The sequence below is a fragment of the Nostoc sp. genome (genome assembly GCF_036917535.1).
Taxonomy (GTDB): Bacteria; Cyanobacteriota; Cyanobacteriia; order Cyanobacteriales; family Nostocaceae; genus Nostoc.
On the sequence record NZ_JBALDA010000035.1, the window covers coordinates 55345 to 81350 of the forward strand.

The 26006-nt window shown below is 42.4% G+C and carries 20 protein-coding genes, 1 tRNA gene and 1 riboswitch; of the genes, 13 read left to right on the plus strand and 8 right to left on the minus strand.

The window, feature by feature from the left end; all coding sequences use genetic code 11:
* Nucleotides 1-47 precede the first annotated feature (47 nt).
* Together V7K56_RS11510 and V7K56_RS11515 are read right to left on the minus strand one after the other, a co-directional pair.
* Nucleotides 48-2036, minus strand: coding sequence for a pentapeptide repeat-containing protein (locus V7K56_RS11510; protein WP_334910758.1), 1989 nt, complete (start codon nucleotides 2034-2036; stop codon nucleotides 48-50).
* A gap of 301 nt (nucleotides 2037-2337) precedes the next feature.
* Nucleotides 2338-3351: a zinc-dependent alcohol dehydrogenase family protein gene (locus V7K56_RS11515; RefSeq protein ID WP_334910492.1), complete on the minus strand. Its 1014-nt coding sequence runs from the start codon at nucleotides 3349-3351 to the stop codon at nucleotides 2338-2340.
* A 336-nt stretch (nucleotides 3352-3687) separates the two neighbouring features.
* Between V7K56_RS11515 and V7K56_RS11520 the strand changes: the two genes are divergently transcribed.
* Together V7K56_RS11520 and V7K56_RS11525 are read left to right on the plus strand one after the other, a co-directional pair.
* Complete coding sequence (locus V7K56_RS11520; RefSeq protein WP_334910494.1) at nucleotides 3688-4368, plus strand: HEAT repeat domain-containing protein; 681 nt, start codon at nucleotides 3688-3690, stop codon at nucleotides 4366-4368.
* A 75-nt stretch (nucleotides 4369-4443) separates the two neighbouring features.
* Nucleotides 4444-5010 (plus strand): phycobiliprotein lyase, encoded by a 567-nt coding sequence (locus V7K56_RS11525; RefSeq protein WP_334910496.1) that lies wholly within the window; start codon nucleotides 4444-4446, stop codon nucleotides 5008-5010.
* A 321-nt stretch (nucleotides 5011-5331) separates the two neighbouring features.
* Here V7K56_RS11525 and V7K56_RS11530 read toward each other — a convergent pair whose 3' ends face one another.
* Nucleotides 5332-5835: a 2TM domain-containing protein gene (locus tag V7K56_RS11530; RefSeq protein WP_334910498.1), complete on the minus strand. Its 504-nt coding sequence runs from the start codon at nucleotides 5833-5835 to the stop codon at nucleotides 5332-5334.
* A 531-nt stretch (nucleotides 5836-6366) separates the two neighbouring features.
* Here V7K56_RS11530 and V7K56_RS11535 point away from each other — a divergent pair.
* Nucleotides 6367-7083: an ROK family protein gene (locus tag V7K56_RS11535; RefSeq protein ID WP_334910500.1), complete on the plus strand. Its 717-nt coding sequence runs from the start codon at nucleotides 6367-6369 to the stop codon at nucleotides 7081-7083.
* Nucleotides 7084-7419: 336 nt separating this feature from the next.
* The gene (locus tag V7K56_RS11540) at nucleotides 7420-7968 is read left to right on the plus strand and encodes a peptidoglycan-binding domain-containing protein (RefSeq protein ID WP_334910502.1); all 549 of its coding nucleotides are present in this window, start codon (nucleotides 7420-7422) and stop codon (nucleotides 7966-7968) included.
* A 60-nt stretch (nucleotides 7969-8028) separates the two neighbouring features.
* Here V7K56_RS11540 and V7K56_RS11545 read toward each other — a convergent pair whose 3' ends face one another.
* The 3 genes from V7K56_RS11545 to V7K56_RS11555 form a co-directional block, all read right to left on the minus strand.
* Complete coding sequence (locus V7K56_RS11545) at nucleotides 8029-10449, minus strand: sucrose synthase (RefSeq protein ID WP_334910504.1); 2421 nt, start codon at nucleotides 10447-10449, stop codon at nucleotides 8029-8031.
* A 751-nt stretch (nucleotides 10450-11200) separates the two neighbouring features.
* The gene (locus tag V7K56_RS11550) at nucleotides 11201-15253 is read right to left on the minus strand and encodes a response regulator (protein ID WP_334910506.1); all 4053 of its coding nucleotides are present in this window, start codon (nucleotides 15251-15253) and stop codon (nucleotides 11201-11203) included.
* A 457-nt stretch (nucleotides 15254-15710) separates the two neighbouring features.
* Nucleotides 15711-15783: transfer RNA gene (locus V7K56_RS11555), tRNA-His, on the minus strand.
* Nucleotides 15784-15907: 124 nt separating this feature from the next.
* Here V7K56_RS11555 and V7K56_RS11560 point away from each other — a divergent pair.
* From V7K56_RS11560 to V7K56_RS11575, 4 genes are all read left to right on the plus strand, one after another.
* Complete coding sequence (locus V7K56_RS11560; protein ID WP_334910508.1) at nucleotides 15908-16291, plus strand: DUF4359 domain-containing protein; 384 nt, start codon at nucleotides 15908-15910, stop codon at nucleotides 16289-16291.
* Between the two features lie 143 nt (nucleotides 16292-16434).
* On the plus strand, nucleotides 16435-17316 hold the full coding sequence (locus V7K56_RS11565; RefSeq protein ID WP_334910510.1) for a sirohydrochlorin chelatase: 882 nt from the start codon (nucleotides 16435-16437) through the stop codon (nucleotides 17314-17316).
* Entirely contained in the window at nucleotides 17313-18092 is a 780-nt protein-coding gene (gene cobA / locus V7K56_RS11570; RefSeq protein WP_334910512.1) for a uroporphyrinogen-III C-methyltransferase, read from the plus strand. The genes V7K56_RS11565 and cobA overlap by 4 nt, the downstream gene beginning before the upstream one ends.
* A gap of 153 nt (nucleotides 18093-18245) precedes the next feature.
* The gene (locus V7K56_RS11575) at nucleotides 18246-19685 is read left to right on the plus strand and encodes a DNA cytosine methyltransferase (protein ID WP_334910514.1); all 1440 of its coding nucleotides are present in this window, start codon (nucleotides 18246-18248) and stop codon (nucleotides 19683-19685) included.
* 3 nt (nucleotides 19686-19688) lie between these two features.
* On the opposite strand, the gene V7K56_RS11580 is transcribed toward V7K56_RS11575, so the two are convergent.
* Nucleotides 19689-20378, minus strand: a complete 690-nt coding sequence (locus tag V7K56_RS11580) for a SinI family restriction endonuclease (protein ID WP_334910516.1) — start codon at nucleotides 20376-20378, stop codon at nucleotides 19689-19691.
* A gap of 193 nt (nucleotides 20379-20571) precedes the next feature.
* A riboswitch (cobalamin riboswitch) is annotated at nucleotides 20572-20743 on the plus strand.
* A gap of 22 nt (nucleotides 20744-20765) precedes the next feature.
* On the opposite strand from V7K56_RS11580, the gene V7K56_RS11585 reads away from it, so the two are divergent.
* The 5 genes from V7K56_RS11585 (at nucleotide 20766) to V7K56_RS11605 (ending at nucleotide 25104) form a co-directional block, all read left to right on the plus strand.
* On the plus strand, nucleotides 20766-21185 hold the full coding sequence (locus tag V7K56_RS11585) for a DUF1636 family protein (RefSeq protein WP_334910518.1): 420 nt from the start codon (nucleotides 20766-20768) through the stop codon (nucleotides 21183-21185).
* A complete protein-coding gene (locus tag V7K56_RS11590; RefSeq protein WP_334910520.1) occupies nucleotides 21182-21922 on the plus strand; it encodes a cobalt-precorrin-6A reductase in 741 nt (246 codons plus the stop codon). Before V7K56_RS11585 ends, V7K56_RS11590 begins: the two co-directional genes overlap by 4 nt.
* Before the next feature lie 173 nt (nucleotides 21923-22095).
* On the plus strand, nucleotides 22096-22449 hold the full coding sequence (locus V7K56_RS11595; protein ID WP_334910522.1) for a hypothetical protein: 354 nt from the start codon (nucleotides 22096-22098) through the stop codon (nucleotides 22447-22449).
* 716 nt (nucleotides 22450-23165) lie between these two features.
* Complete coding sequence (locus V7K56_RS11600) at nucleotides 23166-23375, plus strand: hypothetical protein (RefSeq protein ID WP_334910524.1); 210 nt, start codon at nucleotides 23166-23168, stop codon at nucleotides 23373-23375.
* 64 nt (nucleotides 23376-23439) lie between these two features.
* On the plus strand, nucleotides 23440-25104 hold the full coding sequence (locus V7K56_RS11605; RefSeq protein WP_334910526.1) for an FAD-dependent oxidoreductase: 1665 nt from the start codon (nucleotides 23440-23442) through the stop codon (nucleotides 25102-25104).
* 166 nt (nucleotides 25105-25270) lie between these two features.
* On the opposite strand, the gene V7K56_RS11610 is transcribed toward V7K56_RS11605, so the two are convergent.
* Nucleotides 25271-25591 (minus strand): DMT family transporter, encoded by a 321-nt coding sequence (locus tag V7K56_RS11610; RefSeq protein ID WP_334910528.1) that lies wholly within the window; start codon nucleotides 25589-25591, stop codon nucleotides 25271-25273.
* Nucleotides 25592-26006 lie beyond the last annotated feature (415 nt).

Below are 26006 nucleotides of genomic sequence, written 5' to 3' on the forward strand. Positions count from 1 at the left end.
TATTAGCACCACTACGAAGTGCAGCGAAAAAAGTTCAGGTACAGGGATTACTTCAGATAAATCAGCAAATTCAATCCCGGAATTGTACGCGAAAGTGTCCACAAAACTAGGGTGATGTAAATTGAACCCAAACTCCATTGATACCAAGCAAGTGCAGAGATGATACCCGGTAAATGTTCGTCTCGCAGGCGAATGTCGTTAAATCCTAATTTAATTAGGTTGTTGAGACTAAAATCATAATAGTTGAGCCAGTTCCAACGACGATCGCACAACAAGGGCATATATCGTTCCCGAAATGTCTCATTCCTTGGTATCACTGGCAAACGTCCAATCAACAATCGTAACTGGCGAAATGTACCGTCTTCTGTGAAGTAAGAAATGTTCATTAAATCGTGATAACGACCTTGTTGGTAAAGTTGGATTAATAAAGCCATTGGGACGGGGACAATAATTATAAAAAGACACCCCAATGTCAGCCAAGGTTGTTCAGCATTGCGAAAAATCGCTAGTAAGCTAAAGAATTCTAAAATGCTAAAACTGACTAATATCGAAATGGTTTCGTAAGATGTGGGAATAATTGGTACGGGATGCAGCCTGCGATAGCGATCCACTAGCCAAAATAGTAAGCCGAAATAAGCGATCGCTAATCCTCCCACGCCAAAGACTAACCAAAAATTTGTCCCATAGCCACTCAACAACAGCAATACACTCAACGCCAACCAACTCCAAGCTTGCAGTAACCACCCACCGATAGAAAGGGTTTCACCAACAATTAAGCGATCGCTCAATTGGGTATATTTTTCTAAATCGATGTCTGCTATGGTGAGTAACTCACTACTGCTGCGAAAGGATTTTAGCAGACGACGCTGGGCGATCGCCTCAGCTTGAGTTGCAGAAAAACCTAAGTTAATCAAACTTGCAACAGTTGCACTATTAATATTTATAGCCGTCAGACGATGCCCTAACTCTATTAATCGCAATCGTTGTTTTGTGTATTCCAGTTCATTAGCATCGGCAACTTGTTGTTGCTGACGGAAATTTTGCCCCAAATTCCGCAAGACGTTTTGATTACCTTGCAATGTTGGGATGCAGAACATCTGACCAATCTGACCAGGATTACCTAAAATTTTCGCTTGGTTGGAGTTAAAAGTTAAACCAGATACGCTTAAACAAGCTTCTTTAGAAAACCTCGCATCACTAAAATCTGCTTGGTTCAGAATGTTCCCACCTTGCAAATTTACTAACTGGTTAAACTTCGCTTCTCGGAAGCTTACAGCTTGCTCAAAAGTCGCTTCTGTTAAAAGGAGGAACTGATTAAAATCTGCTTTAGTAAACTGGGCTTGATTGGCAAAATACACTTCCGAAAAATCAGCATTCCCTTGCCATTGCACGCTACTGAATTTAGCCAACTGTTTAAAAATTGCTTGGTTGAAGTTGGCAGTTGTCTCAAAGAAACTGCCTTGAAAATCAGCGAGTTCCCGAAATTTGATTTTTTTGAAATTAGCTTTTTCAAAAAAAATACTGCCCTGAAAATTGCTTGGTTGCTGAAAGTTAGCATTGGTGAAACTAATGGGACGAGCAAATCTGGTTTCAGTCCAGTTTGTGGGTTGGAGAAAAGTTGCACCTTGGGCATCCACAGACTGAAGAAAAAATGTATTGGAGAACTTCACTTCGCCGTTGAAGCGAGTTTGCACCAGTGTTAAGACACCACGAAAGACGGCGATTTCACTGTATGGAGTTGATTCTGTTCCCAGAAGCGATCGACAATCTTTGGAGTTGGGTAAAGCGATGGCGAGTGACTCTAGACAAACGAAGCGCAAACGTTCTAGTTTTTCTTGTTCGGTAGGAGTGAAAATGGGTGCAATGGCTTTTGCATACAATGGTGTTCTTAAACCCAAATCGCTGCCGACAAAATCCCCCAAAATCAAAGCATTGCTGAGGTCTAAACCTAGAGGTTTTGTACCAAGTTCTTTTCGTAGTAGTTGGTAAAAAGCATCACGAAAGCTGGCGTTTTCTGGGCGTAAATCAATCGCCATCTTCTGCAAATCTACAGTCAAATTTCCTTCGCGGAGTATGGGCGTGCGTAGTCGTTCTTGCAATAATTCTAGAGTTAGAGGTGTGCGTTCTGGTTGTGTTTGTGCTGCCCAAGCAGGTAGAGGGAGGAGGAGAAGTAAAACGCAAAGGTACGCAAAGGGAAGCGCAAAGAGAAGTCGGAGCGGCGGCTTCTGCCGTTGGCGCAGCCCGCCGCAGGCATCTGAACTTTGGTGGGTACGCAAAGAGAGTTTTTTGGGTATCTTTGCATTTAACTTTTGGGTGTATCTGTGTTTAAAGAATAAATTATGCAAATTCGTCGCTAATTAGCAGAACAATTTTTCCTGCCACAGTACCGCTTTCAATCAGTTGGTGGGCTTTAGCTGCTTCTTTTAAGGGAAATTTGTGACTCACATGGATTTTTAATTTGCCTTCATCGATCCAGGTGGCAGATTGTTCGAGAATTTCTGCATGATGGTGGAGACTCTCTTGTAATCCTAGCAATGCTGGTGCCAACATGAATTCTAAACCAATGCGGAGGTTGCGAGTTCTAGCAGTTTTCCAAACAGTATTGGCATTTGGTTCGAGAATGGTAACAATATCGCCATAGACGCGCACTGCGGGAAAGGTTTTGTGAAAGGTTTCGCCGCCTACAGTATCAAAAGCCAAGTCTACGCCTTCGCCACCAGTCCAATCTAATACTGCTTGCACAAAGTCTGTTTGTTTATAAAAAATTATCTGATCGGCACCAAGTTCTTTGACGAAATTAGCTTTTTCCTCAGAACTTACTGTGGTGGAAACAGTAGCACCTTTAAGTTTCGCCAATTGAATCGCTACATGGCCGACACCACCAGCACCCGCATGAATCAAAACCCGTTCCCCAGGTTCTAATCGTCCGCGTTCATATAAAGCTTCCCAGGCGGTGATTAATACTAAAGGCGCTGCTGCTGCTTCAGCAAAGGAGATAGAGGCGGGTTTATGTGCCACAAATCGCTCATCTACAACGGTGTATTCAGCGTAATTTCCTTGGTGTGCGCCCAAGCCACCATAGCAAAAATATACTTTATCACCTACGCGAAAACGCTGGACACTAGCACCTACAGCTTCCACAATACCTGCACCATCACATCCTAAAATTGTTGGCGTGCGATCGGGGTAGAAACTGCCTCGACTACGAAGTTTAGTGTCAATGGGGTTAATGCCAGCCGCCACCAAACGCACTAAAAGTTCAGTATTGTCTACAGGAACAGCAGGGTTTGGCACATCCTGTACTTGCAGAACTTCGGGACTGCCAGCTGCTGTCATCAAGACTGCTTTCACAACTCTTTCCTCCTGGCTTTAAATGCACGTTCTTATGCAACTTTAGCGTAAGAGAGTGGATACAGAGCTATGTTTGAGGGAAAACTGCGATTTTTGACGAAAAGGCGCGATCGCCCTACATCTACATTCAACAAAAAACAAGCGACTGAAGTTTTGCAGATTATCCTTTAATTACTGCTAAATTCAACACATAATCTTACAGTAAGTAATATTTGTTTATTTTTAACTCATAATCAAGCCATTTTGTAAAGTCGCCAAACTCCTACTTCAGTAGGGCGACAGCCTGAGGAACAGATCGGGTAAATTAAGATAAGTAAAGAAAACGCTTTGAATTAAATGGCAGATATAAGCTTACAAGAAATTTCTACTCAGTTAGAAAGTCCGAATTTACGCGATCGCATGGTAGCCCTTGCTAATCTACGTCACGTTGCGGCTGAGGATGCAGTACCTTTGATTAAAAAGGTACTAGACGACGAATCATTGCAACTGCGATCGATGGCAATATTTGCTCTGGGAATCAAGCCAACACCAGAATGTTATTCTCTTTTGGTAAAAATTCTTGAAAATGACCCTGATTATGGTATACGCGCTGATGCCGCCGGTGCTTTAGGATATTTGGGTGATGCCAGAGCTTTTGAGGTACTTTCACGGGCATTTTATGAAGATACTGATTGGCTAGTACGTTTTAGTGCAGCTGTTTCTCTAGGTAATATTAAAGATCCCCGTGCCCATCAAATTCTTATTCAGGCATTGGATAGCAAAGAAGTCGTGTTGCAACAAGCTGCAATCTCTGCACTGGGAGAAATTCAAGACATCGAGTCTGTAGATAAGATCCTGCGCTTCGCCGAATCAGATGATTGGTTAGTCAGGCAGCGTTTGGCAGAAGCCTTGGGAAATCTTCCCACTCCCAAGAGTGTCTCGGCTTTAAAATACCTGGAAAAAGATAATCATTTCAACGTTGCTGAAGCAGCCAGAATTGGCCTCAAGAAGCTTGAGGAAATAGGCAATCAAGCTTAATATTAAAGCTTCCTGCTACCTTTTAATAAAAATTAAGTGGGAATTTTAGCATTTTGATGCAGGGTAATTTCATTCATGAATATTGAAGAGTTTTTTCAGTTAAGTGCTGGTAAATGGTTTTCTCATCGTACTAGTCAACATTTGGCTTTTAACCAATCGGAGCATAGCAAATCAGATATCATCATTGAGGCGCTGGCAGTAGATCGTCCAGAAGCAGTTAAGCTGTGTCAAAGTTATAATATTAATCCTAGTTCTGCTTCTTGTGCTATCAAAATTACCTGGAACGGCACAATGGACAAGGATCAAACAAAACATAGTGGTTCAACTGTGTTAGTTTCGGTACCTGATGTAGATAATCCGACCCAAGGCAGGTTACTCAGAGAAATAGTTGATGCCAATAAAACTCCAGTTGCCGGACGCTATAAAATTGACAGTGACGGTGCTTTGATCTTAACTACAGAGGATGAAAACATATTCTCAGAGGAACGCCTGTGGTTTGCTAGCCCCAATTTGCGAATGCGGGTAAATGTCCTCAAGAGTTTTGGTGGATTTAGTATCACTTCCTTCACTTCTGAGATTCGTATGGGTGGCTTTCCACCCCCTGAGAAGGTTTCCGAGGCGGCTAATTCAGTATCTAGTTAGTTTAATCGCAAAATATTCCCCCCTTTTCTGGCTATGGTGTACACACAAGTTGCATTACTCCTCCTAATCTTCCCTTATAAAGCAATACGGTTCAGTTAAGGGAGACAAGGGAGAGGGGGGAGAGGGGGAGAAAGAGGGAAGACTTGGGAGAAAATTGCTTCCTTGTCCTCCTTGTTTCCTTGTCCCCTTTGTGCCAGTGAAGAGAAGATGTTTAACCGAAGCGTATTGCCTTATAAAGGAGGAATAGGGAGAATCTAAAAGTGCCTAAAATCACAGTGAAACACTTTTCAAACAACCTCTTAGCGTTAGGGAAAGTTTTTATTAAGTTTGTAATACTTTAAACCACTTATTTATAACTGTACTGATGGTTTTCTTAATCTGATGGTTACGACTCCACTTTTGGAATGCCATTTCATACTCTTCACCTTTAATTTGAAAGGTATTCCAGACATCAAGCGCTACAGGCAATCCGCAGAATAGCAAAATGTACAGCGACCAAGAAATTCCGCCACCAGTGATTAAATCAAGCAGTATAAAAAAGCCATTGAAAATTGCATATTTGCTTAAACGCTTCTGAAATCGTCTGATGCGGTAGGCGTCAAAAGCTTTTCGCTGTTGAACTTGGCCCTGTTGTAATACCCAATCGCGTTCTGCTAACTTTAAAGACTCAGGTGAAATTTCTAACTCAGCAGCAATTTCTAATATATGCTCGTAAGAAAATTCTGTGTCTTTATCATCAGCTTGACGAGCGATCGCTAAGTGTAGAATTTGTTGAACATCTTCTTGGCTATACGAGCGGATGCTTTGAGGTTCAAACGCCGTCATAATTCTTTCTCTTATTACTTTTAACAGAAATTTGCTGCTTGATAGATTTTAAGCAGCTACGCCAGTACTATCTCTATTATTCTTAGATTAACAAATCTAGATGCTGTCCGGCATCGAATGTATGGGATTTTTAACTTTGGCCAAACAGGGCATGGAGAAGAGAGACAAGGTAGACCAAGAAGAGGGGAAAGACAAGGAGAGAAGTCTGAGCGCCGGCTTCCGGCGTTGGCGCAGCCCGCCGTAGGCATCAGAACTTCGGGGAGAGACTTGTTCAATAATTCTCCCGGCATTGCTAAATTGAGGGATGATTTAGCAAGTTATAAAATTTCTCCCCCTGCTTCAAGAGCACCCCCTTCCCCTGCCTGCCTAAATTCATCCCCCTGTTCTGCAACGCCATTCCCCCTTATCCCCAGAGGGGGGCCCCACCTTCCCCATTTTCCACCAATATAAAGACTCTCCAAATATCCAGATATTATCAAATGCAGCAGAGCATAATAACGAAATAACAAGCATTAACAAGGATGTAACTCAATGGTTGAAGAAAATGGATCGATTCGTACCTTATCGGTTGATATTGGCGGTAGTGGCGTTAAGGCTATGGTTTTAGATATTACGGGGAATCCTGTAACGGAAAGGACACGTTTAGATACACCCCAACCTGCTACACCAGATGTTGTAATTAATGCAATTGTGGTGTTAGCAGCGGCTCAAAGTGAATTTGATCGCGTTTCAGTCGGTTTCCCCGGTGTCGTGCGGTCTGGAGTCACGGAAACAGCAGTAAACTTACATCCAGATTGGATCGGATTTGATTTGGAAACAGCATTATTAAAACACTTAAACAAGCCTGTACGGGTGATTAATGATGCAGATATGCAGGGTTTTGGTGCGATCGCAGGTAAAGGTGTTGAATTAGTGATTACTCTGGGTACGGGGTTTGGTTCAGCTTTATTTGTGGATGGTAAGCTAGTACCAAATATGGAAATGGGGCATCATCCGTTTCGCAAAGGAGAAACTTTCGAGCAGCAGTTGGGGCGTGCAGAGTTAGAAAAAATTGGTGAGAAAAGATGGAATAGGCGTTTAGAAAAAGCGATCGCATCCTTGCAACATCTATTCAATTATGACTACCTTTACATTGGTGGTGGTGAAGCTGTGAGAGTGAATTTACAGCTACCGTTAAATGTCAAACTCATCCCCAATATCACTGGTTTATTAGGCGGTATAGCTTTATGGCGAGATGAAAAAAGATAAAAAGTTTTGATTACTTGATTAAGTATATTAATCTGATTAAATGGAATCGGAGGTGAGCAAATATGAACATGAAAATATTATCTGGAAAAATTAATACATGACTTTTTGATTTGGTCAGTATGTACTATAGCAGTCCTAAATCATTTGTGAAAATTTTATATCTCTTTCTTCTTTCTTCCCTTTGCGTCCTTCTCTAACGAGACGCTACGCGATGGCATTCTTGGCGGTTCGTTTCCTTATCTATATTTTTCACGACTCATTTAGGATTGCTATATCTCGAACAGCAACAATGTTGTTGGTTAAAAGAAATAATTGGTTAAAGTAAAATAAACTAAAATGACTGAAATTAGCCTGATGACGGGCGTGTTAACAATAAGACAAGCATCTGCGGCTAATTTGCCACAGCAGCAATTATTTCAGCTGGAAAATGACGTAAACCAGTCAAAACAGAGTCAGTTAGAGATAGCTGCTAAAGTCACACCACCTGAATTCATGCAGACAGATGGAATTTCCCAGGCTTCTCTCTCAGCCCTGAAATTAGAAAAAGAACGTATACTTCAGAAAATCAGCAAAAAGAATCTGGGACTAGTTTCTTCTAACTTAGGTAAACCTAAGAAATCTTTTCAGTCTGGAGGTAAAGTCCGTACAAAGGCTACAGGACGGTTCCAGAAGTTTAACAGCCAACTACCGACTCTTTATTTTGGTAATTCTGGTATTGCTGTCAGAGCCTTACAACAGCTATTAGTGTCTAACGGTTATGCTGTGAGGGTGGATGGGATTTTTGGCGCACTAACAGAGACTGCTGTCAAAGCCTTTCAAAACCAGCAAAATTTAGGAGTAGACGGAATAGTTGGTCAACGAACTTGGAGTGCGTTGACAATTTAATTATTTGTCTTTAGTCATTTGTCTTTAGTTTTTGGCTAATAACAAATGACAAATGACAAACTAACGGTACTTATGCTGCTCTAATAGCTGTTGCGCTCTTGGCTTGTAAATTAAATAGAACAAAGCCTCGATATAGCGCAATAAATCTTCCCGATTTTCCATTGAGGTAAAGTTCCAGAAGCCATAAATTCTTGCTAACGATAACAGCTTAGTAGTGTGAATTTTCCAAGTATAGGTGCTGTAAACTCGGTCAATGCCTCGCTGGGAAATTTCATTCCAATAGTTAGGATTTTGTTCGCATTTAGTAATAAATTCCACAATTTTTGTGGCTGTTTCCTCTAAATTTGTCGGGTTAATATAAAATCCATTCACCTTATCTTGAATAATCTCTAATGGGCCACCAAACTGTGTGGCAAAAGTCGGTAATCCTGAAACCATTGCTTCTAAAATTGTCAAACCAAAAGCTTCAAATAAAGCTGGTTGTACAAAAATTCCCTGATGATCGGCAATGACTCGGTAAATTTCACCGGAATCGGTTTTGGAGAGGCGCACACCCAACCAACGAATTTTCCCGTGGAGATTGTACTGGTCAATTATTTGGTAAAGTTTAATAATTTCGTTGCGTTCTTCGTTGTCATCTGATTCTTCGACGCGTAATTTACCCGCTACTAAAATTAAGTTACAATGCTCTTGTAATTCTTTACTTTGACCATAACATTCAGCTAAACCTGTAAGGTTTTTGATGTGGTCAAGACGCGCCATTGAGAAGAGAGGACACTTGTTAGGATCGTCGAGTTTACCAAAGATTTGTGTGGGATCTTCCAGAGTAAAGAGCATTTCTGCAAGGCGTTGGCGATCGCTCTCTACTCGGTCTTTATTTTGGGTGTAGGGGAAGTAATTATTTTCGTTTACTCCAGGTGGTACGACATTAAATTTGGGACTAAATAATTCAATACCATTGGTCACATGATACAACTCCGGCATGGTGAAGCACTTATAAGACTCGTACTGTCCCATACTATCCGGTGTTCCAACAATTTCTTGATAGGTACTGCTAATCACAAAATTAGCAGCATTCATGGCAATCAAATCAGCAGTGAATTGCAAAGAAAAATGATATTTATCTTCTAATTCTTGCCAATAGAGGTTGCTAAACAAGTATTTAGATTTTTCTAAAGCATGGGCAACATTGCATTGAGTAACTTTCAGCCGTCGCGCCAGCAAGAATGCTACTAAATTCCCATCAGTATAGTTTCCAACTATTAAGTCAGGTGTGCCGTGAAATTCTGCCTGTAGTTCTCTTTCGGAATCAATGGCGAAAGTTTCTAGATAAGGCCAAAACTCAAACCGAGAAATCCAGTTTTGAGTCATGTTAGGATTAAAATCCCGTAAAGGCACTCGCAAAATCCAGGCGTTTTCGGTACCAAGGACTTTTTCTAGCCGTTGATTACATAGAGTACCATCACTATTGGGAATCAAGCGGGTGAGAATAATTACCTTTGGCTCGACATTCAATTTCTCTAAACCTGCAAGCAGGGCATCTTCTTGTAGCTGCTTCTCTAGGCTCTTTGCCTGGTCAAGGACGTAAACTACTTGACCCCCAGTATCGGGACGACCCAACACTCCCTCTTGCCCAAACCAACCGTGAGCTGACACCAAGACGATTCTAAAAATCATCGGAACACGAGAAATGAAGGCTTCTAGAGTCTGAGGATCGGCAGAATCAATCAATTCATCAAGAATATTTAAGGTTTCTCGCACTCGCGCTGCGGTGTTACCCCAACCCGGCTCAAAACCCATTGACTGCAATTGAAACCGGAATTGTTCGTAGGGTTCATCTTCAAGGCGATTATTAACAAAACTGATCGCTTTCTTAACTTGTTCGGAAAGTTGCTGCTGTGATTGAATGCGATCATTGAGCAGCAGTTGAATACCGTTGTAGTGGTGCAGCCGCAGGAAATTCAATAAGCTGTCCAGCAATTGTTTGGAGTCTTGAAATATTTTGCTAGATAGATAGCGGTTGAGAAATTGTACCCCTTTACCAATATTTTTGGGGTCGCGGATGACTGGGGAGTAGTCATAAAATGGGCCGAAGTCCAATTCTAGCAGGCCGCCCTCGTTGGGATGAAATTTATTTACCAAGCGATCGCGCAGATCCAACAAATCCTGCACCGTCATCGGCTCAATGCTTAAGTCTGATGTCAACCAATAAACTTCTTGGGTGGCAATCTTAGAACGGATGATGAAACAGAAGTTTGAGTCCTCTTGAATTATTTCTTGAGTATAGTAAATGAGTTTGCTTAACTCCGAGGAAGTGTAAAAAGATTCAGGTTTTTGGGACTTAGAGCAATACTCACTATATACATTAAGTATGTCGTTCCGCAGCAAGTACTTCTTTTCTTGTTGCCGTAATTCACTAATAAAGGAACGTAAATCACTTCTTTCTTCACTATCTAAGACTGCTTGAAGCAATTCAGACATAGCAACTCCACTAAATGACGATGTTTGCATTAATAACTTTCTAGGCAAGACAAATAAGCCTCCACCTTTTGTTAGACACATATAAACACGAAATAACACAGATAAATATAATTTATCTGTGTACCTACAAGTATCAACTTTTTAGCAGAAACTTAATTCGTGTTCTTCTTTACCTAAAGTATCTATGACTCAGTATTTTTGGATCTCACTAAAGGAATACAATTTTTATTTCTTTTGATAGATGTTAGTAAATAATTTCATTATAATATTTTAGGCACAAATTATCACGCCCTCAATAGCTTGATGTAATCTTTACTATATCATTTATTTGCGTATATTTTGATTGTCAACGCATCTAGAAGGAAAATATTTAACTAAGTAAGTTAGCACAATAAAACCAAACTGTGTGAATAAAAGTAAACAAGGCTCAAACCCTTTTTCTTCTTGCTCCCTGCTCCCTGCCCTCTGCTTTATCCCAACGATAATTATTTACGCCGACCTACTTATCAAGCTCTATAAGACTTGTAATTCAATATTTTTTTAATTATTTTAGAGTGCTAATATTCATTTTTATAGTGCGTATAAATAATTTATTCTGCAACTTTGAGTATTGGCGATATTGTGCTAATTTTGAGAACAAGTAATTGTGCCGCTATTATCTCTTTTTCAAAGGAATCTAGAATAATTAGTATATTTATTGATCAAATGTTCTTCTAATTCTTTAACTATTTTGAATTTTGAATTCTGAACTCTAAATTCTACTGTAAGTCTGCATTTCGACGACGATCGCCACTAAAGCTTCTGGATCGATAGGTTTGGGAACGTGACGTTGAAATCCGGCGGCGATCGCAAGCTTTCGATCAAGTTCTCCGGCATAAGCTGTTAAGGCAATAGCGGGAATTTGTCCCCCTTGCTCAAGCCCAAGGGTACGAATTTGTCGCATCAGCATATAGCCATCCATTTCTGGCATCCCAATGTCACTGATGATGATGTTGGGAATGGATTGAGCGATCGCTTGCAGCGCCTCAGTGCCAGATCCAACAGCAGTAACGAGCGCGCCATGTTCCTCTAAAACAAAAGCGATAAACTCCCGCGAGTCTGTTTCATCATCGACGACTAAAATGTGAATGCTGCTCAAATTACTCTCTTTTATGGGTAATTGATTTAAGATTGGTGCTTGAGTTAACTGAGGCGCAAGCGGAATTTTAACCGTAAATGTCGCTCCTAGCCCAACACCTGGACTGTCTACTGTTACGGTTCCACCGTGCATTTCCAAAATTTGGCGCACGATTGCTAATCCCAAGCCTAGTCCGCCAAATTTGCGGGTGGTTGCGCCATCTTCTTGTCGGAAATGCTCAAACACGTAGGGCAAAAATTCGGTACAAATCCCTTTTCCGGTGTCGATGATTTGAATTTGAGCGTGATTTTCAACTTGAGATAGGGCAACCGTAACTTGTTTTCCTTCAGGTGTAAACTTAACAGCATTAGACAGAAGATTCCACACAACCTGCTGCAATCGCCCTGCATCCCCGATTACCACTCCCATAATCGGTAAAATGGTCGTGTGAATTTGGATTGATTTAGTTTCTGCGGCTAGCCGAACCGTTTCTAACGCGGCTGAAATCACTGCATTGAGGTCAATGGGTGAGGCTGATAAGCTCATTTTGCCCTGCAAAATCCGGGAAATGTCAAGCAAGTCATCAATTAGCTGCACCTGGATCTGGGCGTTGCGCTCGATCGTGGCGATCGCAATATTCGTTTTTTCAGGATTCAGCTTTCCCCGCTGCAACAGTTTTGACCATCCCAGAATTGGATTCAGGGGAGTACGTAACTCATGGGAGAGAACCGCTAAAAACTCATCTTTAATGCGATTACTTTGATCTAACGCTTCAGCTCGTGCCTGTAACTCTGCAACCAGGCGCGAGCGTTCTAAGGCAGCAGCAACTTGATTGGCAAGGGTTTGCATGAGATCGAGTTCGTCGCGCGTAAAGCGATCGCGTTGACGAGTTCCTAGTCCCAGAGTACCCAAGACGCGCTCGCCTACCATCAGTGGATGACAGACATAAGCTCTGATACCGATTGACTGAACTCGTACAGCAAGTGGATCGGTCGTTGAGAGCGCATTTTCAACGACTGCTGGCTGGCGATGTTGCACCACATAACCACCCACCCCTTGCCCTAACTCCAAAAATTTCCCGGATAAAGCAACGTCTTCTGAGATACCCCCAGAGGTGTGTAGCTCAAGGCGTTGCTGGTCTTCTTGAAACAAGTAATTGAAGTAAACTTCGAGTCCCAAATAAGTCGAAACCTTTTCAAACAAACTCGCTAAAAATACCTTAGGATCTTCGTTGAGCAAGAGATCATTGGCAACTTCTGAAAGCAGCTTCAGCCGTTCGTTGCTGGCTTTGACAGTCGCTTCGATTTGCTTGCGATCAGTAATGTCTCGCGTCACACCTGCCACCGCTTCTACCATCCCATTTTCGTCCAAAAGCGGGACGAAAATGTATTCATAAGCGCGCGTGCCAAATGCGCTTGTGTACAGCGTTTCATCTTTGAGCAGTTGGCGCGTCTCGATGACTTGCTGAATCTGCCTTTGGTGTTTGGTTGCTAAATCTATTGGATAATCCAGGTCAAAAAAGTTTTTGCCGAGGGTTTGAGCCGAAGTTTTTTGCAAGAGGTCGAGCAACGCCTGATTAACATAAGTGAACCGTCCCGACAGATCAAATGTATAAATAAAATCGGGTACAGAAGAGGCGATCGCGTCAAACTTTCGCAGTTGTCGTTCGAGTTCGGCGGAAATCTGTCGCCAAGCGTTTTCAGCTTGTTTGCGTTCAGTGATATCTGCCAGTGCCCCAGGAAAATTAAGCGGTGTGCCATCAGCAGCATATTCAACGCGACCACGGGCGGCAAGCCACCGCTCCTCGCCTGCCGCCGTATAAACACGGTACTCACTGATAAATTCTTCGCCAGTTTCAATCGCCTGGCTAATTGTGGCGACCACTTGGGGGCGGTCTTCTTCATGTATCGCCTGTATAAACAGTTCAATCGGTAAACCGTTCGCCGCCTCCATAGAGTCAACACTAAACAAGTGAGCAAAGGCTGCATTCACGATCACCAGATTCTCGGCAATCTTCCACCGCCATGTGTAAATCGCTCCTGCTGCTAAAGCGGCCTCCCATTGCACATAAGCTTCCCGGAGGTCAGCTTCGGCTTGTTTGCGATTGGTAATATCTATTGATATCCCGACCATGCGCTCAGGATTGCCCGCCTCGTCGTAAATCGGATGCCCGCGAACGATTACCCAGTGCGAACTGCCATCGTTCCAAACATTGCGGTATTCCACATCGTAATCGGTGCGGTTGGTAATCGAGTTTTGAACTGCCGCCTGCACCCAAGTCCGATCCTCTGGATGAATCCGCTCCATCAGAACTTGGTGCGAGAAATCAGCCTCAATGGGTAGACCATAATTGACTTTGCACTGGTCAGAAACAGACAGAACATTTGTTTTGAGATCGAATTGCCAGGAGCCGAGTTTGCTGGTTTTAAGGGCGAGTTTAAGTTGCTGTTCGCTGGCTTGCAGTGTCTGAGCCGCTTGTTTGCGGATGTCTACCTGTTTTAAGATTGACTCAATACGAGCCAGTAGTTCGCGAGCCGAAAACGGTTTGATTAAATAATCATCGGCTCCTGCTGCCAACCCTGACACGCGAGACTCTTCACCCGCCTGGGCTGACAGCAAAATTACGGGCAATTCGCTTCTTTGGGGGTCAGCCCGCAATTGACGCAGCAACTCAAACCCATCCATCCCCGGCATCATTAGATCGCAGAGAATCAAATCTGGGCGCTGTGCCTGGATCGCAGCCAGAGCCGCAGCTTCATCTGTGACTACCTCAACCTCATATCGTTGACTTAACAATCGCCACAGATAATCGCACATATCGGCGTTGTCATCTGCTAGCAAAATTCGGGCGGGTAAGGAAGATGGCGCGATCGCTGAAGGTAAACTTTTGTTGTCAGCGATTGGTTCAGATGAAGCTTCAATCTCTCCCGCTTCCAGTTGCGAAAACTCAAGCAGTGCGTTGACTAATTTCAGTAACCGAAGTCCATTTCGCTGCACGAGTTCAAGGCGATCGCGCTGTTGCGGTGCTAATGGAGCTTGAATGTCGAGTAATAGGTCTTCAATTGGACTCAACATCAGCGTTAAAGGCGTGTGAAATTCATGCGAGATATTGCTGAAGAATAAGGTCTTAGCACGCTCGAATTCTGACAACGCCTCATTCGCTGCTTGTACTTGTTCGTTGACCTCTTGTAACTCCTGCGTTCTAGCATAAATTTCTCTCTCCATTTGCTCGGTGTGAGACTGGAGTGATTGATTGAGCTGACGCTGCTCATTTAGCTGTTGCTGCACCCGCACAAATTCGGTGACATCTTCGACTCGGTGAATAATGTGCGTCATTTCACCGTTTTCATCAAAGACTGGGGAGTTGGTTGGCGTCCAGTATCGCTCCTCAAAACCACCGCCTTCTGATTCGGGGCGGCGAATGTCATACTTCTGCACTGCCATCGTGTGAGGCTTTTGATACTTCAGTACGCTTGACAACGAGGTACGCAAATTCTGAATTCCAGTACCATTCGGATCGTCGAGATTGTCTGGAAAAACCTCGAAAAAATGGCGACCAACAACCTCTTCTCGTTTAGTCTTCGTTGCCCAAAAGTAAGCATCACTCCCCCCGACAATCACAAAGTCGAGTGAGTAGACGATATACAATCCCGGTATTGATTCAAATAAGGTTTGAAAATTCAGCATCCCTTTCTCTGATCGGTATTAACTTCTTGGCTTAAAAAGCTATTAAAACAAACAGCAGTCCAATTAAAGGGTGCTGCAAAGCGTAAATTTATAGCTTCAACAGTCCAGAGCTTGGGTCTGAGAGAACAGAGGCTTGCAGAAGCAGAATTACGATGAAATCGAGGCACTCTATATAATAAAGGAATAAGATAATTAAATGTGGTATTACTTGCCTTGATCGCATCAGCCCAAAAGGATGTAAGGCATTGCATACCTAATTTTAACTTAGCAAGTAAACTTGCTTATATACATAAATTTATATAATAAGATAACCTAATGAATCATCGTAGGCTTGCAATTTTTGCAAGTCTATAAAGCTATAAGATGACAGAATTGTTGGTAAAGTGATGCTTATGATTGTTCACACCATACAACACACGTTCAATAAGAGTATAGCTATGAATATTAAATTATGTAGGGCGAACGATGGGACTCGAACCCACGAATGGTGGTACCACAAACCACTGCCTTAACCACTTGGCTACGCTCGCCATTCAACAATTTGAATTATAGCAATAATTTGGTAAGCGATCAAGAATTTTTGTTCAAGGAACGGACTTAGTTGATTTAGAGTCTCTGGAATCTGACGATTACAACGAATTTTACTTGGCAAGTATGAAACCATTGACCATCATCGCGTATACTGGAGCAGCGGTAGGACTTGCCGCCTTGGGTGTGACAATGGCGAAAACCAATCCCAGTCAGGTTGAATATGAAGAATATGCAGTTCAACTGCTGACAAAATACTTAAAAACCGATGTATGTAAAAAAACTACGAATATTATTGAAAATTTAATCCGTTTTAATTGTGAGAAATTGGTTGACTCGGCTAGCCCGCAAATTCAAAAAGTTATTGCCAAGACCACAGAAAGGCAAGATTTCGTTATTTTTAGCATTTACCATACAGATTTAAAAATAAATTCTTGGATGCCTTCGTACAAATTTGAAACGGTAGGGGCTTTCAATCAATTTTATACTTACACTGCCGAAGAACAATAAGGTAAAGAGTAGGGCAAGAATATAAAAGTGATTAAGAATACTTCTTTATTAGTAATTAATAATAGTTTCAATAATTACCAGAGTACTTATTATCCCGGCTTAATTTTAAATAAGAATAGTAACTAAGAATTTAAGCTTTACCGATGTCATCTGCCTATCTGCTACTATCTCACGGAAGTCGCGACCCGCGCCCAGAAATTGCTATGCAGCAACTAGCTAGGCTGATATGTCAGAAATTGTCAAAAAACCACAACTTAGCAAATAGCGAACATTTGGTTGGCATCGCTGCTTTGGAAATGAATCCTCAGCCTTTACACGAGCAGATTCAACAATTTGCTAAGAGCGCTTTTGGCGATGGCAAACTATCTCAAAATAAAAAACTCCATCCCCTTGTGGATGGAGTTTTTGGGCATGGGGAAGATTCCAATGCCCAATGCCCAATGCCCCAAGCGACGGGGCGACTATCCCTCTCTACCCACAAGGGGATGGAGTTTCCCGTCGCTTTCAATGAAAATCGCCTCAAAATTGTACCGCTATTTTTGCTGCCGGGAGTCCATGTGATGACAGATATTCCCGCCGAAATAGTACTAGCACAACAGGCTATCGGTCAAGATGTCATAATTGAGTTGCAACCATATTTAGGCTCTCATCGCAATTTAGAGAAATTGCTGGCAAAGCAAATAGCTGCTATAAAAGCAGAAGCATGGATTCTATTAGCTCATGGTAGCCGTCGCCCAGGTTCGCAAAAAACTGTGGAAGCAATGGCGGTGAGTTTGGGAGCCGTGACTGCTTATTGGGCTGGGCCTCCTAGTTTAGAATCGCGGGTGAAAGAGTTGGTAGGTGCTGGTTATCGGGAAATTGCAATTTTGCCATACTTTTTATTCGCTGGTGGAATAACCGATGCGATCGCCACCTCAATAGAGGAGCTAAAATTACAATTTTCTGCGGTGAATTTCCAATTGGCAGAGCCATTGGGAGCAAGTGCAGAATTAGCCGAGCTAATTTGGGATTTAACAGATAGATGAACTGCACAATGACACAAAGGAATAAGTATTTGGGAAAGGTTTATTTAGTAGGTGCAGGGCCAGGAGATCCAGGATTAATTACCTTGAAGGCGAAAGGTTTGTTGGAATGTGCAGATGTGGTTATCTATGATGCCTTGGTGAGTCCGGCAATTTTGGCAATGATTAATCCCCAAGCCGAGCAAATTAACGCTGGTAAGCGGAGAGGAAAACATTCGCTGTTCCAGGAAGAAACAACTCAATTGCTGATTGATAAAGCGCAGGATAATACAATTGTAGTGCGACTAAAGGGTGGCGATCCGTTTATTTTTGGTCGCGGTGGCGAAGAGATGGAAGAATTAGTCAACGCTGGAATATCAACGGAAGTAGTGCCCGGTATCACTTCAGGAATTGCAGCAGCAGCATACTCAGGTATTCCTTTGACACATCGGCTGTATAGTTCGTCAGTGACATTTGTAACTGGTCATGAGGCGGCGGGTAAGTATAGACCGATTGTAAATTGGAGTGCGATCGCTCACGGTTCCGAAACCATCGTAATTTATATGGGAATTCACAATCTGCCTTATATTGTGGAAGAATTAAGTGCCGCTGGGTTAAATTTAGAAACGCCCATTGCTTTGGTGCGCTGGGGTACACGCCCAGAACAAGAAGAATTGATTGGTACTTTAAAGACAATTGTCAAACAGGTAGAGGAAACTGGATTTAGTGCGCCTGCGATCGCAGTTATTGGGCAAGTAGTGAATATGCACAGTATTTTATCTGGTTGTCGTCCAGTTTGATGGTTGGTTTGAAGGTTGTCCAACATTTAGCCTGCACATAAAATCATTCTCGCAAACGGTCGGTTTTGCGAATACTTATCTCTATACTTAATAGCGGTTGACATAACCACTTGATAATGATATTTATGGTATAAAAAAAGTTTCGAGTGCGAAATGAAAAACTATCCCTATTTGTCCACACAGGAAGCAGCTTCAAAAATAGGTATTTCTGAGCAAAGGGTTCGCACTCTATTGCGTAGTGGGGATATCAAGGGGCAGCAGGTAGGGAAAGTGTGGGTTATGGAGCCAGAGGCAGTTGAAGATTACATTCACCGGATCAAGGGAAATTATCCTGTAGATAGGACGAGCAAGGAAAATCATCACCAAGCAGTTAAAGCCATTTCTTTTTTCTCAGGCGCTATGGGACTGGATCTTGGTTTTGAGAAAGCAGGTATCGAAATTTCCCTTGCGTGTGAGGTGGATAAACACTGCCGACAGACCATAGTTGCAAACAAGCCAGATATTGCACTTTTGGGGAATATAGCGTCTTACACTGCTCAGGATATCCTGGATCATGCCAAACTAGCCAAAGAAGATGTAGATATTATGTTAGGCGGCCCACCCTGCCAAGCTTTTTCCACAGCAGGGGCAAGGCGTGGTTTCAAAGATGAGAGGGGCAATATATTCTTAAAGTACATTGAACTTATCTTAGAAATAAGCCCAAAATACGCCGTCATCGAGAATGTAAGAGGTTTTCTTTCAGCACCATTACTGCACCGCCCTCACTCAGAAAGAGGAAGCGGCAGTGTTCCCTTATCCAGAGAAGAAATGCCAGGTGGTGCTTTGAAATATATTGTGAATGAACTTCGTAAAGGTGGTTACAGTATCAGCTTTAACTTATACAACACGGCAAATTATGGTGTCCCCCAAATTAGGGAAAGAGTGGTCATGATCTGCCATCGTGGAAAGAAAAAGGTTCCTTATTTATACCCCACACATTCAGAAAGTGGTGATTTTGGTCTTGATAGGTGGATAACCCTACGTGAATCTATTGCAGATTTAAGCCAAAGTGAGGCAGAGTATATCGAGTTCCCAGAAGGGAGGCTAAAGTATTACAGAATGTTAAAAGAGGGTCAATACTGGAAACATCTACCTGAAGAATTGCAGAAAGAAGCATTAGGAAAATCCTATTACTCAGGTGGAGGGAAAACTGGTTTCTTTAGACGCTTGTCATGGGATAGACCAAGCTGTACTTTAGTGACATCCCCAGCCATGCCAGCAACGGATATCTGTCACCCAGAACATCTGCGCCCGTTAAGTATTCAGGAATATAAACGTATTCAGCAATTTCCAGATAGTTGGGTCGTATGTGGTTCCCTCATTGAGCAATATCGGCAGATAGGGAATGCCGTACCTGTCGGTTTTGGAGAAGCAATAGGCAAAGCAATCCTTGCACACATGAGTGGTAAGATAAAACATCCCCCTTTGAACTTCCCATTTTCACGTTATAAAGGTAACGATGATGTTTTATGGGAAGCTAAAATTAGTGAGTCGTTAGAAGAGATAAAACCGATCCAAGGTTCGCTTTTTACAGCAACAGCATATGCTGTATAAGAGTTAGGACTTTATCTCTCTTAAAGCAGCAAGGTATTTTTCAACATACGATCTGAAGCCTTCTTCTGAAAGCTCTTCTTTTCCTTCCAATGAGGGGAATTTAGCCCAGTTGTCCCCCTTTTTTTTAGAAAAAGTTCGGAACCATTTTTTAATTGGGGTTCCCTTACGGATAGCGGCAGAAGAAGAGTTTTCAGTATTATCTCTATTTTTTACTTGTAGCGATTGCCAGACATTTTTGTTATCAAAATATATAAAATCAACTGCTTTAACTATAGAACCAGAACACCATATCCATCCATGCGGCTCAATAACTGTCGCAACGTACCTTTCTAGCAAATCCCCTACAATGTTCTCAGCCCCCATTGATAGGCGGTGCAATTCTTCAGCTTTTCCCAATTCCTCATACGGAACTTCAAAATACTTATTCAGGATGATACTTACCATTTCATCCGGTATTGTACTAGGTGGCAAGGGTGTTCTTGGGTCACGACCTATTTTGAAATTTGTAGCACTGGCAATAATATATTCTTCTGTCCCGACGATAGGCTGATTTTTACCTTTTCGCGGTGAAGCCGCAGCAGGGTTATCCGAAAGAAATCGTATGACCATTGTAAATTTATCGCTAAGTGATGGATCAACACTATCCATTGCTTTCTTTGCAATCTCTGCTGAATTTAATATAAATTCCGACATAGGTTCCTGAAATTATTAAAGGCTATCGGTCAATTTCAATATAGTTGAGGTAGAGCAAACTGGATTATAGTGCGTCTGCGATCGCAGTTATTGAACAAGTAGTAAATATGCACAGTATTTTATCTAGCTGTCGCCCAATTTGATGGTTAGCGCAAAGCTTATTGTTTCGTATTCTCCGATAACCCGTAGTGTATGATCGATAAAGTTATTCGGTTCTGGTGGGAGTCAGCCACCAGAGGTAACGGGGAAAGTTCGGTGTAAATCCGGCACTGTCCCGCAACTGTGAACCAATTTGAGATTAAAGAACTACATCGAAAATCTCAAATTGAGTGAGTCAGGATGCCCGCCGAAGTAGATTTATCAGTTTCACATATCTGCGAGGTACAGATGACTACTACTGTAAATATTTCCCCAACTAGTCCTTTGGATGTTGCTGAACATACTTTATTTGTTTGCAAAACCTGTGCCAGTGTTTGGCAAAATGGAAAACGCTTAGGTGAAAGTGGTGGTGAAAAATTTTTACACGAACTTCAGCAGCTGGCACAAGATTGGGACTTACGAGATCAATTCCCGATTCAGGAAGTGGAATGTATGAGTGCTTGTAATCGTTCTTGTGTAGTCGCCTTTGCTGCCAAAGGCAAATTAACATATTTATTTGGTGATTTAGGCGTTGATGGTAGTGCCTCTGCGGTACTGCGATGTGCTAGTCAATACTATGCTAAAGCAGATGGTTTACTACCTTGGTCAGAGCGTCCAGAAGCAATGAAGAAGGGCATTTTAGCAAAGATTCCACCTTTATCTAAATGATCCGTGTTTTGATTCTGGGTGGGACGGGTGATGCCGCAGAACTAGCTGCCAAAGTTACGACTATCCAAGGGTTAGAAGTAATCACCTCTCTAGCTGGCCGCACCCGTGAACCGTCAGTACCGCTGGGCGATTTACGGGTTGGAGGCTTCGGTGGTGCGGCTGGATTGGCTACCTATCTGCAAATCATGCAAATCGACTTATTAATTGATGCAACCCATCCTTTTGCGACTCAGATTTCTTTCAATGCGGCAGATGCGGCAATGGAAGTTAGAGTACCCCGTCTGATGTTAATTCGTCCGCCTTGGGAAAAAGTAAGTGGCGATCGCTGGATTGAAGTTGATAATGTTAAAGTCGCAGCAACAGCCTTGCAAAACCAGGCACAGCGAGTGTTTTTGACAGTTGGTAGACAAGAACTGGCCGCTTTTGCTCACCTAGAGAAAATTTGGTTTTTGATGCGGATGATTGACCCTCCTAGCGATGATGCTTTAGTACCACCGGGGATGGTATTGTGCGATCGCGGACCTTTTATCCTCAAGAATGAGAGACAAATTCTGATTGAGAATAACATTGATACCATTGTCAGTAAAAATAGCGGTGGTGATGCCACAAAGCCCAAGATTATTGCAGCGCGAGAACTGGGCGTGAAGATTGTGATGGTAAATCGTCCAGCCATACCGCCAGGGGAGCAGGTTAATAATGTTGATGCTGCTTTGGTGTGGTTATTAAATCGCTGCTAAGTAAATAGGCAAGATTGAAAAGCAGTCTTCGTAGATGGTGGTTTTAGGCTAACCCGTGAAGCGCTACAGTCTAGCAGCCAGCAAGAAATTAAAAATGCTTAGGAAACTCCAAAATGAACAGTTGAGCAGCGAAATTAGGCAAAGATCAAAATTTCCAATATGGCGGCTTTTGTATGGGTATATTTCAGGATTGGTTCTGGGAAATTAAAGAGTGCGGACAAGGCCCTCATTACTACTTCAGTGCCACTTTTGTTCCGTCTGATGCTGAACGCCTTGCGGCTTTGGTACACCAGCATCCACTGTCTGGTTTTGAACACTGCCACTTTGTTGGCAAATTAATCAATGCACCATGTGGAAATTCCAATATTCCAGGTTCTTACATTCCCACCAATCCGCACGATCCTGTTACCATCTTGCTCAAAGCCAAAGCTATTGAATGGCCATTGGTCGATGTTAATCCTTACACTGGCTTTATGATGTGGTGGTATCGCTATCGGGCAAAGTTTAGGAATAGCGAAATTAACTAACAACTGATCCACACGATCGCGCAAAGCGATCGCTTCTGTTAATGTAGTCTCATCGCTATGGGTAGTGAGAAACACGACGGGTAGATGCAATTGTTGACGAATCATACTCTTTTTTTGGCGAAGGTATTGCTAAAGCTTCACTTTAAGGTTGATACAAATAGGCAGCAGGGGAGCAGCAAGAAAGAGTTAGAGACAAATCATTTGTATTAAGTATTTCGTGAAATGGTATCAGCTGAGGGGAATTGAGAACAATCGTCAAATAGTATAGTTAAGGCAATTTGCCAATTAGTATTCAATACGGTTCAGTTAAGGCTATACTTCTTTGTCAAAGTCAATTTTTTTTAACGAACCCCAGAGGCGCAGAGAACACAGAGAGAAGGGAGAAATGCTTAACTGAACTGTATTGAATTAGTATTGATACAATGAAATCGTAGTTAATGATACGAGGGTTGACAAAGTACAGATGATTTCCCAATACCTCAATGGAAGGAATGCCCTGCTGCCTTATTCAATCCAATTTCAGATTACCCTGAATGACCCAAATAGTTTTATGATTCTCTACGAAAGCATATTTGAAATTATTTAGGTCTACTACCAAAATATTCTCAAGCTCATTCTGGAACATGGTGAATGGTGAATTACCGAAAGGTGATTTGTGCAATACTGGTTTTGAACCTTCTTCCAGAGTCAAATAAAGTACAGGGAGATGCAAAAGTATGGTTAAACACCCATTTCATGACCAACTTAGTTTAGAGGAACAAGCTGAAAAACTCGGAAAGCAAGCAGTGAGCTTGGGTTTGATTCCCAGCTTTGTGGTGCATTACTTTCCTGATACTTGGGTATTTTATATACCTAATGAAAGTAAATCGGAACCGCTGACACCAGAAGAGGCATACTTTCGTTTAAAGCAACTGGTTAAACAGTAAATATTTTGACGATAGATTTTTGAAGACAACGGCTAGACACTGCAATTGTTAAGTAACAGTAGTTATGGCGAAACCAGCAATTTTAACCGTCGATGACGATCCAGAAGTGTTGCAAGCGGTGTCACGAGACTTGCGTCATCAGTATGGCGATCGCTTCCGCATTGTCCGGGCAGATTCAGGTATTACGGCTTTGGATGTGGTGCAGCAACTGAAATTGCGGAATGAAGCAATTGCTTTATTTCTAGTGGATCAACGTATGCCCCAAATGGGAGGCGTAGAGTTTCTAGAACAGGCAAAAGGCATCTTTCCCGATGCGAAACGTGCTTTGTTGACAGCTTATGCAGATACAGATGCTGCAATTAAATCGATTAATAGTGCCAGACTTGATTATTACTTACTCAAGCCTTGGAATCCACCAGAAGAGAGACTATATCCGGTTTTAAATGATTTGCTAGATGACTGGCTAGCTGGATTCCGCCCACGCTTTGAAGGCATTCGAGTCATTGGTAATCGCTGGTCGCCTTTTTCACATCAGGTGAAAGACTTTCTAGCACGTAACCAGATTCCATACAAATGGTTAGATATTGAACTGGAACCGGATGCCGCAAAATTAGTGGAATACTCACAAGCTGATGGCAGACAACAATTGCCATTGGTGCTGTTTCCTGATGGTTCCCAGTTAATTCAACCATCTAATTTAGAGATTGCCGCCAAAATTGGACTGCAAACTCAGGCAGAGCGGCCCTTCTATGACTTGGCGATCGTGGGTGCTGGCCCTGCCGGACTGGCAGCCGCCGTCTATGGTGCTTCTGAGGGATTGAGTACTGTCTTAATTGAGCGTGAAGCGCCAGGAGGACAAGCCGGTACGAGTTCGCGGATTGAGAACTATTTGGGATTTCCTGTTGGCTTGAGTGGCAGTGATTTGGCAAGGCGGGGAGTCACCCAAGCGCGGCGATTTGGAGTAGAAATTCTCACTCCTCAAGTCGTAACTGGGGTTCGACTAGAAGATCCTTATCGGATTCTGCAATTAGCAGATGGTAGCGAGATTAGTTGCCATGCATTTTTAGTTGCAACCGGCGTTTCCTACCGTTGGCTAAAGGTTCCAGGAGCAGAGAGGCTCACAGGAGCAGGAATTTATTACGGTGCTGCCATGACCGAGGCGATCGCCTGCACCAACGAAGAGGTTTACTTGGTAGGCGGGGCAAACTCTGCTGGACAAGCAGCAATGCACTTTTCTAAGTATGCCAGCAAAGTGATTATGTTGGTGCGGGGAGAATCACTAGCATCAAGTATGTCCCAATACTTGATTGACCAAATTGCTGCTACAGAAAATATCCAAGTTTGCACAGGTTGCAGCGTCGTGGAAGTCAAGGGAGAAGAATATTTAGAAGCAATTGTGATTAATCATGCCAACACTGGACAAACCCAAACCGTGTCGGCGCGATCGCTGTTTATTTTTATCGGTGCTAGCCCCAAAACTGATTGGCTCGATGGCGTTATTCAACGCGATGCTCAGGGGTTTATCATCACAGGGCCAGACTTGATGTATAATGGCAAATCTCCTCGTGGTTGGCCTTTGGAACGCTCTCCTTTCTTATTAGAAACCAACATTCCCGGAATCTTCGCAGCCGGAGATGTCCGCTATGGCTCAATTAAGCGAGTGGCATCCGGTGTGGGAGAAGGTTCGATCGCCATTCAATTCGTTCACCGCTACCTAAGTAATGTTTAGCTAAAGCAGCGAATACTAAGCTGTGTAAAATCTGCAAACCCTCTCCCCTACCCCCAAGATGAAGTTAAAAGTCAAAAGTTAAAGGGCAAAAGAAAACTGATGAAGTCTTAATTCTTTTCTTTTTACTTTTTATTTTTAGCTTTTGACTTACTAGCCTCTGCCTCCTTCATTGACTTGCGTTGATGCCAATTATGCCGATGATGATTAAGGCGATCGACACAAGTTTGATTAATGTAGCAGATTCCTGAAACCAAATAATACCAACAAGAGCAATTAGAATAGTTCCTAATCCAGCCCAGATAGAATAGACGACACTCACTTCAAGTCTTTTGAGGGCAAAGGTCAAAAAAGTAAAACAAAGTCCATAGAAGACAAATATTAATACTGAAGGAACTATTTTAGTAAATCCCTGTGATAATTTCATGCAAGTTGTACCTGAAACCTCAAAAAGGATTGCTAATATAAGGTAAATCCAACTTATTGACATATTTTTTGTAAGTAGTTTGTTAAGAGCAACTCGCCTTAAAAATAGAATAAACAGTCCTAAAGTAACTCATGAAAAACTTTTACAAGTATAATTTCAGTTCTCCATGAAGATGCTTTGGGAGCAAGGCGTAGCCGAGGGTAAATATATGCAGCCTCACAAAGAAACGATTTAAGTAAATACAGTTCAGAATCAGCAACAAAACCCAAATGTAGAGATGCGATTTGTCGCAGATTTATCGCGTTTTGAAAGACTAATTACTTACATCAATAACCTTTAATCGAGCATGCATGCGATACAAGTATTCTAACATTTAAAACCAAACGTGCAGTAGTATAATTGAGGCTGATTCCGGGGCTTTATGGCGATGAAATTGCTCAAGCATTGGGGCAACGTCTGCTGTAGTATGATTGTGTTT